Below are 13,048 nucleotides of genomic sequence, written 5' to 3' on the forward strand. Positions count from 1 at the left end.
ATAATCAATTGTTTACTTAAATCTGATTCATACCATGAGACATGTATTTTGTAGGAAGGTCGTTTTCCTTTTGGCCGCTTTACTGGTTGTATGCGGCATGTCGGCCCGTAAGCCGATCAAGACGTTATTAATAACGGGGCAGAATAACCATAATTGGCAGGTGAGCCATGTGGTGCTTAAACAGATATTGGAGAACTCGGGACGCTTCTCCGTGGATTTTGCGGTCTCTCCGGAGGCGGGGAAGGATATGTCCGGCTTTGTCTTGGATTTCAGTCCTTACGAGCTGGTGGTGCTGGATTATAATGGGGATGCTTGGCCGGAGGAGACGAACCGCCGTTTCTTGGAGTATGTGCAAGGGGGTGGAGGTGTCGTGATCTATCATGCCGCTGATAACGCCTTCGTGAACTGGCCGGAATACAATAAGATTTGTGCCTTGGGCGGTTGGGAGAACCGGGATGAGAAAGCGGGACCCTATGTATATTGGAGCGATGGTAAGTTGATAAAGGATAGCTCGGCGGGCGTGGGTGGCTCTCATGGCAAGCAACATGAGTATGTGCTGAATGCCCGGAACCATGAGCATCCGATCATGAAGGGGTTGCCGAATAAATGGAAACATGCGCAGGATGAGTTATATGATCGTATGCGTGGCCCGGGAAATATAAAGGATTGCTTGTATACGGCTTATTCGGATAAGGAGACCGGAGGTTCCGGCCGTGAGGAGCCGTTGATCTTTACGGTTGATTATGGGAATGCCCGTATATTTCATACGATGTTAGGGCACGCGGGGGAAACGGTAGAGAATTGTCCGGCTATGCAATGCGCCGGCTTCCAGATTACCTTGTTAAGAGGTGCGGAATGGGCCGCTACCGGCAAGGTAACCCAAAAGGTTCCCGCTGATTTCCCGACGGAAAAACAAGTATCTAATCGGAGTAATTATAAGCGGTGATACATGGTTTATTAGAATGCCCATTGTAAGCTCCTTATGATGGGCATTCTAGCAAGCTAACAATGGGCATTCTAAGGAGCTTACGATGGGCATCGTGCTATTTTGCTGAATCCTCGTGCGATAGATAGCCGTCGCTTAATGTGAATTGAGAATCTTGATCCGCCAGAAAGCGGATGGCCGTGAGGATTTTCTCTTGAGGGAAAGGTAATTTCTCAATAAGTTCTTTCACGGGGATAGGGGATTCCCCGGCCAATATCTTTATGAGACTTTCCCGGATAGCGTTGAATTCCCAATTCATAAGCTGTGATTCATGCTTCGATAGGCATACGTCGCAACAGCCACAAGGGGCGGAATCTTCCTCGCCGAAATAGGATAGGAGCATGCGGCTACGGCATACCCGCTCCTCGTTGATATATTCCAGCACCTTCTCGATCCGTTTCCCGAAACGCTCCTTGCGTTCCTCATACGCCGAGCGGGGTATGGAAAGGTACCGCTGTTCCTCCCGGGTCTGGGTATAGATAATCAACGGGGTTTTCTTATGCGGGATGTAGTTTACGATCCGGTATCTGGATAAACCTACCAAGGTCTCATACACCTCGTGAGGTGTCACTCTCGCACGGGTGGCGATTACGCTCTCATCTATATAAACATAATCTGCGAATAACCCGGTGTAAGAACGCAAGATTGTCTGAATCACCTCATCCGTTCGCTTGTTCTCACTTAAATACCTGTAAAGCTCGTCACGGGTAGCTGTGAACATCAGGCGGGAAGCGTTGTCTACCTCCTCCGTATATTCGATATAGCCCGATAGCCCAAGGATCTTCAAGGCATGATGCGCTTGCAATAAAGAGAACTTATAAGCGGAACAGAAATCCGTCAATGAGAAATCGTGTACCGTATCTAGCCCGTACCCTACGGCGATCTGGTAATAATTACCCAACGCCTCATAGACCCGATAGATAAACTCCTTGTCCGGAAACTCATCCGCCAGCCGTTTCTTTAGCTTGGCGCTATCCGTGGAGGAACAAAGAGCCACGGCGAAGGCTTTCTTCTCATCACGCCCCCCGCGTCCGGCCTCTTGATAATATTCCTCCAACGATCCCGGCATATCCATATGCACGACCAATCGCACGTCCGGCTTATCGATACCCATACCAAAAGCGTTGGTCGATACGATTACCCGGCACTCGTTGTTTTTCCAACGGGCCTGACGCAGTTCTTTCTCGTCACGGTTTAACCCGGCATGGAAGAAATCGGCGGAGATACCCGCCTGTTGCAGCATGAGGGCGATCTCCTTGGTGCGTTTCCGGTTGCGGACATATACGATGGCCGTACCCGGAACTTTTCCCAATATATAAACGAGTGTATTTAACTTATCCTCCGTCTTCCGGACAATATAAGCCAGATTTTTGCGGGCGAAGCTCTTTTGAAATACGTTCTTCTCCTTGAACCGCAGACGCTCTTGTATGTCATTCACCACTTCCGGGGTAGCCGTGGCGGTCAAGGCTAATACCGGAACACCCGGCAATAAGTCCCGGATCTCAGCGATATTGAGATAAGAAGGACGGAAATCATATCCCCATTGCGAGATACAGTGACTCTCGTCGATTACCAGCAGACAAACCTGCATGGCCTCCATCTTGACCCGGAAAATATCCGTACTAAGCCGCTCCGGGGAGACATATAAGAACTTATACCCCCCGAAGATGCAATTCTCCAGTTGCGTGATGATCTCTTGCCGGCTCATGCCCGAATAAACGGCCGTAGCCTTGATGCCGACCCGGCGTAAGTTCTCCACTTGGTCTTTCATCAATGCGATCAAGGGAGTGACGACGATGCAAATCCCCTCCATCGCCAATGCCGGCACCTGAAAGGTGATGGATTTACCACCACCCGTAGGCATCAGCCCAAGCGTATCTTTTCCGGCACAGACGGAATGGATAATATCCTCCTGCAAGGGGCGAAAAGCAGGGTATCCCCAATACTTCTCTAATATCTTATGGTAAACGTCCACCTGTCCTCCTCATATATCGTCGGGTTTGATGTCTTTGATCATCAGCTGGATAGAGGTGTTGCCGTTGTAGGTGTTCTCCTCCACCGTGTAGCAGATGTTGAAAGGCTTCATACCCTTGATATGGTCGTTGTACCTGTGCATGCCGAAAGCGATGGCGTGCATGGGGGTGCTTGAGTTTCCGTCGATCAATTCCAGCTTGAGATGCTCCAGTTCCTTACCCACGAGCTTACTGGTGCCGTAGTCCTTTACGCCAAGCGAACAGAATACGGGCTTTTGGTTGTCCGGCCCGAACGGGCTCATCTTCTTTAGGTCGTTCACGAACTTCTGGTTGATCTCTTTCAAATCCAAGATAGCGTCGATATCGATCTGCGGGATCATCTGCTCCGGTATGATCTCCTCGGATGCGATCTTCAAGAAACGCTCGGTGAATGCCTCTAGGTTCTCCTCCCGAAGGGAAAGCCCGGCGGCGTAGGTATGTCCCCCGAAATTCTCCAATAAATCCCGGCAACTCTCTATCGCCTTGTAAATATCGAAGCCTGTTACGGAACGTGCCGATCCGGTGATCAACTCGGACGATTTGGTAAGAACGACCGCCGGACGGTAATACTTCTCGGTCAAACGGGACGCTACGATACCGATCACGCCTTTGTGCCATCCCGGGTTATACACCACGATCGCCTTCCGGTCATCCATGTTCTCTACTTCGTCGATGACAGCGTTAGCCTCGTCGGTGATCTTCTTGTCCAATTCCCGGCGTTCCTCATTATATTGGTTGATGCTCTCGCTCTTCTCCCGGGCACTGGCGCTATCCTTGGACAGTAGCAGTTCCACCGCCTCCTTCCCGTTCATCATACGGCCGGAAGCGTTGATACGGGGACCGATCTTGAAGACGATATCACTGATCGTGATCTCCTTTCCGGTCAATCCGCAGATATCGATAATCCCTTTCAGCCCGAGGCTGGGGTTGCTGTTCAATTGCTTCAGCCCGTAATAGGCGAGGATGCGGTTCTCTCCCGTAATCGGGACGATATCCGAGGCGATACTGACCGCCGTCAGCTCCAACAACTTCTCCAGATCCGAGAACGGGAAATTATTGCTCTTGGCGAACGCCTGCATGAACTTGAATCCTACTCCGCAACCCGATAAGTGCTCATACGGATAGATAGAATCCGAGCGCTTGGCATCCAATACGGCGACAGCGTCCGGCAAAGTGGCGTCCGGCATATGGTGGTCGCAAATAATAAAGTCGATGCCTTTCTCCTTGGCGTACTCGATCTTCTCGATCGCTTTGATACCGCAATCCAGCGAGATAACCAGCGACACGCCGTTCTCGGCGGCATAATCGATACCCTTGTAAGAGATACCGTACCCCTCGTCGTACCGGTCCGGGATATAGAAATCCAAGGTAGACGAGTAAGGTCTTAAATACTTGAAGACGAGCGATACCGCTGTCGTTCCATCCACGTCGTAATCGCCGTAGATCAAAATCTTTTCTTTATTCCCCAAGGCTTTGTTCAAGCGCCTCACCGCCTTATCCATATCCGGCATAAGGAACGGGTCGTGCAAATCGTTCAAGCTGGGTTTAAAGAATTTCTTCGCCTCTTCGATCGAAGTGATACCTCGTTGAACGAGCAAGAGACAGATCACCGGGCTGAATCCTAATTCAGCCACCAATTGGTCTCTCTTATGTAACTCTTCTTCTGATGGGGTTTGAAAGTTCCATTTGTTAATCATTATATATTGTTTTTTTCTTTTTTGCTTGCCTGATACTACGGATACCTTGTCATCCTTAATCTACCGTATGACAAAGGCGAGATTTCCGCAATATATTTCAACCCGTAAAGTTAGAAATTAAATATGGTATATCCGGTATGGCTTAAAGAAAATAGTTTTTTTGTTATTATTTTTTTGAAGTAGGAGAATGATTCGTACATTTGCCTAAATATTATAAAATACAATGACGGAAGATATTAAAAAAGCTTGCGAAGTAATGGCCGCAGGCGGCATAATACTTTATCCTACAGACACTATCTGGGGAATTGGTTGCGACGCTACCAATGAAAAAGCCGTACAAAGAGTGTACGAGCTAAAGCGAAGGACAGACAATAAGGCTATGTTGGTCTTGATGGACAGCGAGGCTAAATTGGATAGGTACGTGTCGGATGTTCCCGATATCGCTTGGGATTTGATTAGCGTGTCTGATAAGCCGTTGACCATCATTTACTCAAGTGCCAAGAACTTGGCGACAAATCTATTGGGAGCCGATGGTAGCGTGGGTATCCGTATCACGAACGAGGAGTTCTCCAAGAAATTGTGCGAGCGCTTCCGTAAACCTTTGGTCTCTACTTCCGCCAACGTAAGCGGCGAGCCTTCTCCCGCTAATTTCAGCGAGGTATCGGAGGTGATCAAGGAGGGTGTGGATTATATCGTGAGTTATCGTCAGGACGATATGAGCAAGGCCGCTCCGTCCGGCATTATCAAGTTAGGAGCCGGTGGGCTTGTGCAGGTAATTAGATAAGGATGAAGAAAAGCGTACAAGCCGGAAAATATATTGTCTCGGATTTTATAGCGTCGTCGGTAGTCTGGTTATTATTTAACCTGATACGCTATGAGGAGGTGGCGGTGTATGAAGGGTTTGATACCGTCGGGGCCTTTTTGCTGCATATCCCCTCATTGAAGGGGCAGCTATTGATCCCGTTTTTCTGGTTCGTATTATATTGGTTTTCCGGTTATTATAATAAACCGTTCGGTAAGTCGAGGCTTACTGAGTTGTTCTCTACCCTTGGGAGCGTGTCGATCGGTGTCGTGATCTTGTTTTTTGCCTTAGTGCTGAATGACTTGCCCCGTTCTTATCACGTGTATTATGATATGTTTTTCTCTTTATGGGGATTGCAGTTTGTCTTGACGTATATTCCCCGGTTATTGATTACGCAGGCCGGGTTACGGAAGATAAAGTGCAGGGAATGGGCGTTGAATGTATTGATGATTGGGGCGGGGAAGAAGGCGGCGTGTATTGCCGACGACCTGTATGGTTTGGGTTATAATATCGTCGGTTTTGTCTCCGATGGTACGGAGAAAAAGGGCGGGGTCGCCGGAGATCGTGTGATCGGTAGGCTAGAATCTTTGCCGGTGATCGTAGAGGAGAAAAAGGTGGATGAGCTGGTTGTCGCCTTGGAGACGGTGGATAATAACCGTTTGATGGATATCCTGTATTCGTTATATTGTTATAAACGGCCGATCAAGATATTGGCGGATAAATCCAGTTCATTATCGCAAGTAAAGATCAAGGCGATAAAGGGCGTTCCGCTGGTGGACGTGACGGATAACAACTTCTTGCCCATCGAGCAGAATGTAAAGCTCTTTATGGATAAGACGTTATCTCTGATTTTCTTGGTGCTCTTATCTCCCTTGTTCCTGTATATCGCTTGGCGGGTGAAGCGGGATTCCCCCGGCCCGGTGTTTTTCAGTCAGGAACGGATCGGATACATGGGCGAGCCTTTCATGATCTATAAGTTCCGTACGATGTACACGAACGCCGAGGAGGAAGGCCCGTTGCTCTCTTCCGAGGACGATTCCCGTATCACTCCCTTCGGACGGGTGATGCGGAAATACCGCTTGGACGAGTTACCGCAGTTCTGGAACGTGCTGAAAGGGGATATGTCGCTAGTTGGCCCCCGTCCGGAACGTAAATATTTCATCGAGCGGATCGTGAGGAAAGCCCCCTTCTACTATCTGCTGCATAATGTACGTCCGGGAATCACCTCGTTGGGTATGGTGAAATATGGATATGCCGGCAGCGTGGATGAGATGATCGAGCGCTTGGAATATGATATATTATACTATGAGAATATGTCCTTGATTCTGGACATAACGATTCTCATTTATACAGTTAAAACAGTGTTTACAGGTAAAGGTATTTAAAATGGCTAACGAAGGGTTATTCTATAAATTGTTGTTATGGCGGGAAAAGCGCATCAAGGAGAAGCATTTTATCCTTATTATCAGCTTTATCGTGGGAATTTGCACAGCTGCGGCCGCTATCATATTGAAACAATTGATCCATTTCATACAACATGTATTGACGGGTAATTTCAGTGCTGACGGCGTGAACTATCTCTATTTGCTTTATCCGGTGATCGGTATCTTGTTGGCCGGCTTGTTCGTGAAATATATCGTGCGTGACGATATCGGCCATGGGGTGACGAAGATCTTGTATGCCATCTCGCAACGAAAGAGCCGTATCAAGCCGCATAATACATGGACGTCTATCGTAGCCAGTTCCGTGACGATCGGCTTTGGTGGATCGGTCGGGGCGGAGGCTCCTATCGTATTGACAGGGGCGGCTATCGGTTCTAATCTGGGACGGGTGTTCAGGATGGAGCAGAAGACGTTGATGTTGCTCGTGGGATGTGGTGCCGCCGGAGCGATCGCCGGTATCTTCAAGGCGCCTATCGCCGGGTTGGTGTTCGTGATTGAGGTATTGATGCTGGACCTTACGATGACTTCCGTGCTTCCTTTGCTGATCTCGTCGGTGACGGCGGCTACGATGTCTTATATCTTTACCGGCACCGAGGCCATGTTTAAGTTCTCTCAGACCGAGGCATTCGAGATCGAGCGTATTCCTTACGTGCTCTTGCTGGGTGTTTTTTGCGGATTGGTATCCCTTTATTTTACCCGTGTGATGAACAAGGTGGAAGGGATGTACCGGAAGTTGGGTACGTATTGGAAGAAGTTCATGTTGGGCGGCGTGATGCTGAGTATCTTGATATTCCTGTTCCCCCCACTATATGGTGAGGGCTATGATACGATCGGCTCGTTGCTGAACGGGCAGTTCTCGCATATCATGGACAAGAGTTTGTTTTACGATCTGAACGATACGTATTTCGGGGTCTTGATCTTCTTGACCTTGATCTTGCTTACGAAGGTATTCGCTTCCAGCGCCACGAATGCCGGAGGGGGTTGCGGTGGTATCTTCGCTCCTAGTTTGTATCTGGGCTGTATCGCCGGTTTTATCTTTGCGCATACGTCTAATTATTTCCCGTTCACGATGTATATCTCAGAGAAGAATTTCGCTTTGCTGGGTATGGCGGGCATTATGTCCGGGGTGATGCACGCTCCTTTGACCGGGGTTTTCTTGATTGCCGAGCTGACGGGTGGGTATGATTTGTTCCTCCCCTTGATGATCGTCTCGATCAGTTCCTATATCACGATCCTTATGTTCGAGCCTCATAGCATCTACTCCATGCGTTTGGCGCAGAAAGGCGAGTTGCTGACGCACCATAAGGATAGGGCGGTGCTTACCTTGCTACGGGCGGATAGCGTGATCGAGAAAGATTTCCAGATGGTGTCTCCGGAGATGACGTTGGGCGATATGGTAAAGGTTATTTCCCGAAGCGGGCGTAACACCTTCCCTGTTGTGGACGAGCGGGGCGTGTTGCTGGGTATCGTCTTGCTGGATAATATCCGGAATATCATGTTCCGTCCGGAGTTGTATAATCGTTTCCATGTATCGAAGTTCATGGTTTCCGCCCCGGCCAAGATCGTAATCAACACGCCGATGGATCAGATCATGCAGACGTTTGACGATACGAAAGCGTGGAATCTTCCGGTGGTCGATGAGAATGGCCATTATATCGGCTTTATGTCGAAATCGAAGATATTTAATTCCTATCGGGAGGTATTGGTCGATAACTTTTCCGGGGACTAACTTGTTAAAAACAGATCCAATTTATTGTACATGAAGAAAGAGGATTTACGAATCGTATATATGGGCACTCCCGATTTTGCCGTGGAGAGCCTGCGTGCCTTGGTAGAAGGTGGATATAATGTGGTAGGTGTCATTACGATGCCGGATAAGCCGATGGGCCGTCATGGTAGCGTGCTTCAACCGAGTGCCGTGAAGCAATATGCCGTATCGGTGGGTCTTCCGGTCTTACAGCCAGAGAAGTTGAAGGATGAGGCGTTTTTGGAGGAACTGCGTGCCTTGCGGGCGGATTTGCAGATCGTGGTGGCGTTTCGTATGCTGCCGGAGGTGGTCTGGAATATGCCCCGTCTGGGAACTTTTAATCTGCATGCCTCCTTGCTTCCGCAATACCGGGGTGCCGCTCCGATCAACTGGGCGGTTATCAATGGTGATACGGAGACCGGCGTGACTACTTTCTTTCTTACGCATGAGATCGATACGGGTAAGATCATCCGTCAGAGACATCTGCCGATCGCTGATACCGACGATGTAGAAACCGTTCACGATGCCTTGATGGTGATGGGGGCGGGGTTGGTTACCGAGACCGTGGACTTACTGTTGGATGGAAAAACAGACGCTATTCCCCAAGAGGAATTCTATAAGGATGCCGCCGAGTTGCGTCCGGCCCCGAAGATATTCAAGGATACCTGTCATATCGACTGGAACCAGCCGGTGAAGAATATCTATGATTTCGTCCGTGGGCTTTCTCCTTATCCTGCTGCTTGGACGGAATTGATCTCTGAGGATGGCAAACGTCTGGCTTTAAAGATTTACCAGGCAGAGAAACGTCCGGCGGAGCATAACTTCCCGGTCGGCTCTATCCATACGGATCATAAATCGTATATCGACGTGGCCGTGAAGGACGGTTTTCTTCGCTTGCGTTCCTTGCAACTTGCCGGAAAGAAACGGATGAATATAACGGACTTCCTGAATGGTTTCAAGCAAATCGCGGAATATACGGTTGGCTGATGAACGGGACGAGACGTATCATATACATTACGTTAGGAACGTTTTTTCTCATATTGGGAGCGATCGGTATCTTTGTCCCTTTGCTCCCGACCACTCCTTTTTGGTTACTGACTTGTTGGTTTTATGTCCGTAGCTCGGAGAAGCTTTATAACCGGGTGATGAGCAATCGTTATTTCGGGCCGCATATTAAGGGCTTTGTGGAAGATAAGGCTATTCCTTTGCGTTCCAAGATTATCACGATCGCTATCATGTGGCTATCTACGATCATTACTTCCCTTTTGCTAGTCGGCTATTGGTGGGTGAAAGCTTTGTTAGGGCTTATCAGTATCGGGGTCTCATGGCATATCCTCTCTTATCCTACTAAAAAAGAATGAGATAACCTGTTCATCCATAGGATTACTGGGGTTATCCCTCTTTTATCGCTTTCTATCGTAGCCTTACTACTTTATCGGTCTTCTTTCAAGGCCTCTTCTAAGCTGATTCCTAGAGCTTCAGCTACTCCCTTACCGTAAGCAGGGTCTGCCTTGTAGCAATTGCGTACGTGGCGTTGCTTGATGAACAGTTGGGCGTTACCCATCGCACGGGCGGTATTTCCGAATAACAACTGTTGCTCTTCCGGCGGCATCAAACGGAATAAGGCACCCGGTTGGCTGTAGTAATCATCATCGTACTCACGCTCGTTGTAATTATAAACATCCCCGTGTACTTTCAAAGGCGGTTCCTTCTTCTCGGGAGAGTCTTTCCATTCGCCGAAGCTGTTAGGTTCGTAACCCTTTGCGGCTCCATAGTTTCCGTCTACACGCATCGCTCCGTCACGGTGATAGGCATGGAACGGACAACGGGGCTTGTTCACCGGGATCTGCTCTAGGTTCACGCCAAGGCGGTAACGCTGGGCGTCGCCATAAGAGAATAGACGACCTTGTAACATCTTGTCTGGGGAGAAGCCGATGCCTTCGACAGTATTCATCGGGTTGAATGCGGCTTGCTCCACGTCTTGGAAATAATTCTCCGGATTACGGTTCAACTCGAGGATACCGACATCCATTAACGGGAAGTCCTTATGCGGCCATACTTTCGTGAGGTCGAACGGGTTGATCGGATAGGTCTCGGCCTGCTCCTCAGTCATCAATTGGATCTGGAATTTCCATTTCGGGAAGTCCCCACGCTCGATACTCTCGAACAAATCACGCTGATGGGATTCACGATCCTTGGCGATGATCGCAGCCGCTTCCTCGTCACTCAAGTTCTTGATACCTTGCAGGGTTCTGAGATGGAACTTCACCCAGATACGTTCGTTCTTATTGTTGATAAAACTGTACGTATGGCTACCGAAACCATGCATATGTCGATAAGAGTAAGGAATGCCGCGAGAACTCATCGTAATCGTTACTTGATGCAGGGCCTCGGGAAGCAAAGTCCAGAAATCCCAGTTGTTATCCTCGCTTCGTAGATTCGTTTTCGGGTCACGTTTGACCGCATGATTCAAGTCCGGGAACTTTAGGGGATCACGCAAGAAGAATACGGGGGTGTTGTTACCTACCAAGTCCCAGTTACCCTCCTCTGTGTAGAATTTCATGGCGAATCCACGGATATCACGCTCTGCGTCGGCTGCTCCACGCTCTCCGGCTACGGTGGAGAAACGGACAAAGCAGTCAGTTTTCTTGCCTACCTCGCTGAAAATAGCCGCTTTCGTATACTTTGTGATATCATGTGTAACGGTAAAGGTACCGAATGCGCCGGAACCTTTGGCGTGCATGCGTCTTTCTGGGATCACTTCACGGTCGAAGTGCGCTAGCTTCTCAATGAACCAAGGGTCTTGTAATACCATCGGGCCACGTGGCCCCACTGTTTGTACGTTCTGATTGTCCGCAACAGGGCGCCCGTTGGCGGCAGTTAGTTTTTTGTCTTCCATAACTTTAGTTTTTATGTCGCAATAAAGAATTTTAGATAAAGTAATCTTTAAATAAAACTGTTTAGAAACAACAATTGTTTTTAACTTCTTGACAAAAATAAGATGTTGTTAGACAGTTGTCAAATAGTTAATATCTATAAATATATAGACGGGTAGTAGAAACTCAGTGGGGATAGGCGCATGAGTTATAAAAGTATCTTAGTTTCATCGCCCCATACACCTAAGATACTTCGCCAATGAACTTAGGATACTTTCTCGATGAAACTAAGATACCTTGTTTAAAAGGTATGGATACAAAAAAGCGATTGTCTGGCAAGATGCCAAGCAACCGCGGTATGGTTTGAAAAAATCAAATGTTCACCTTCCCGGTAAAATGGGGTGTTACTTATTTATTGTAACCCCATTTTGTTAACTCCGACTGACCGATAGCAGCGAGTGATCTCAAGCAGCTATCCAAAAAATGTCTAATAAAACTTTTCATAGCTCATTTTCTTTTTAATTAATAAATCTGTGCCTTTCGACACGTTCTAAATCTCACATAACTTTTGAAGTCCGAGTAACGAATGAATTGAAAACCTAAACCTTTAACCTTTTAACCTATTACTAACCTAATCCCGGACTTCTGATAACCTTAACCTAAACCTTCCTCTTTTTCATCGTGAGGTTTACCACATGCGGTAAACCCAAATTGTCCAAGGTTGAAACCCTAGCAAATCGATGTAACGTTTAAACAATCTCTTTACCATATTTGCTTTACAATTATGTTTTACGACACAAATATACGGCGTTATTCCATACGTGGTATGTTTTATAGCATGTTTTTTGCGGATTCCTATGTTTTCTTGATCTATGATAAAAAAAGCGGGAATCAGATTCATATAATGATAGTATTTGAACGTTTGGCATGTCTATTGTGTTACCATGCCATTGAGTTTCTATTTCTATTTGCTACATTTGCGGAGCTAAATGTAAGATAATGTAATATATATGAGTAGAAAAGAGGAGTACAAAGAGAAGAATCTATTGTATTTGGACGAGATCGCTTCGGAAGAGGGAACCCGGACATTACCGTGCGGTATATTATATAAGGTAATACAAGCGGGTACAGGCAAAGTCTCTCCTAATCGGGAAAGCGTCGTTTCCGTACATTATAAAGGAACGTTGATTAACGGAAGGGAATTTGATAACTCATGGAAACGGGGTTGCCCGGAAGCCTTTCGCTTGAACCAAGTGATTGAAGGCTGGCAATTGGCTCTTCAAGAAATGCGGGTAGGGGATAGATGGATAATCTATATCCCTTACAATTTTGGTTATGGTAATCGTGCCTCGGCTCCGATCCCTGCTTTCTCCACATTAATATTTGAGGTAGAGTTGTTGGGAATCGCCTAATTCCAATCATAGAATATATAATAATGTATCCGAAGGGAGTAAAAAAGAATAACCATGGGTTTAGCCATGGCTATT

10 protein-coding genes are annotated in these 13,048 nt (G+C 47.6%); 7 read left to right on the forward strand and 3 right to left on the reverse strand.

Annotated elements, in window-relative coordinates:
• Positions 1-34 precede the first annotated feature (34 nt).
• The gene (locus HMPREF0999_RS00205) at positions 35-946 is read left to right on the forward strand and encodes a ThuA domain-containing protein (protein WP_009274815.1); all 912 of its coding nucleotides are present in this window, start codon (positions 35-37) and stop codon (positions 944-946) included.
• Between the two features lie 97 nt (positions 947-1,043).
• Here HMPREF0999_RS00205 and HMPREF0999_RS00210 read toward each other — a convergent pair whose 3' ends face one another.
• Positions 1,044-2,960, reverse strand: coding sequence for an ATP-dependent DNA helicase RecQ (locus HMPREF0999_RS00210; RefSeq protein WP_010185069.1), 1,917 nt, complete (start codon positions 2,958-2,960; stop codon positions 1,044-1,046).
• Between the two features lie 9 nt (positions 2,961-2,969).
• On the reverse strand, positions 2,970-4,694 hold the full coding sequence (recJ, locus tag HMPREF0999_RS00215; protein ID WP_005858229.1) for a single-stranded-DNA-specific exonuclease RecJ: 1,725 nt from the start codon (positions 4,692-4,694) through the stop codon (positions 2,970-2,972).
• 223 nt (positions 4,695-4,917) lie between these two features.
• On the opposite strand from recJ, the gene HMPREF0999_RS00220 reads away from it, so the two are divergent.
• From HMPREF0999_RS00220 to HMPREF0999_RS00240, 5 genes are read left to right on the forward strand one after another with little or no spacing between them, the layout of a single operon-like run.
• Complete coding sequence (locus HMPREF0999_RS00220; RefSeq protein ID WP_008779520.1) at positions 4,918-5,478, forward strand: L-threonylcarbamoyladenylate synthase; 561 nt, start codon at positions 4,918-4,920, stop codon at positions 5,476-5,478.
• Positions 5,479-5,480: 2 nt separating this feature from the next.
• Positions 5,481-6,881 (forward strand): sugar transferase, encoded by a 1,401-nt coding sequence (locus HMPREF0999_RS00225; protein WP_005858225.1) that lies wholly within the window; start codon positions 5,481-5,483, stop codon positions 6,879-6,881.
• 1 nt (position 6,882) lies between these two features.
• Complete coding sequence (locus HMPREF0999_RS00230) at positions 6,883-8,667, forward strand: chloride channel protein (protein WP_005858223.1); 1,785 nt, start codon at positions 6,883-6,885, stop codon at positions 8,665-8,667.
• 30 nt (positions 8,668-8,697) lie between these two features.
• Positions 8,698-9,672: a methionyl-tRNA formyltransferase gene (gene fmt, locus HMPREF0999_RS00235; RefSeq protein ID WP_005858220.1), complete on the forward strand. Its 975-nt coding sequence runs from the start codon at positions 8,698-8,700 to the stop codon at positions 9,670-9,672.
• Complete coding sequence (locus HMPREF0999_RS00240) at positions 9,672-10,046, forward strand: YbaN family protein (RefSeq protein ID WP_005858218.1); 375 nt, start codon at positions 9,672-9,674, stop codon at positions 10,044-10,046. Before fmt ends, HMPREF0999_RS00240 begins: the two co-directional genes overlap by 1 nt.
• Before the next feature lie 71 nt (positions 10,047-10,117).
• Here the strand turns inward: HMPREF0999_RS00240 and HMPREF0999_RS00245 are convergent, their stop codons facing one another.
• On the reverse strand, positions 10,118-11,584 hold the full coding sequence (locus HMPREF0999_RS00245) for a catalase (RefSeq protein WP_005858216.1): 1,467 nt from the start codon (positions 11,582-11,584) through the stop codon (positions 10,118-10,120).
• A gap of 987 nt (positions 11,585-12,571) precedes the next feature.
• On the opposite strand from HMPREF0999_RS00245, the gene HMPREF0999_RS00255 reads away from it, so the two are divergent.
• A complete protein-coding gene (locus tag HMPREF0999_RS00255) occupies positions 12,572-12,973 on the forward strand; it encodes an FKBP-type peptidyl-prolyl cis-trans isomerase (RefSeq protein WP_005858210.1) in 402 nt (133 codons plus the stop codon).
• Positions 12,974-13,048: the final 75 nt, after the last annotated feature.

The organism is Parabacteroides sp. D25 (assembly GCF_000307475.1).
Lineage (GTDB): Bacteria > Bacteroidota > Bacteroidia > Bacteroidales > Tannerellaceae > Parabacteroides > Parabacteroides distasonis.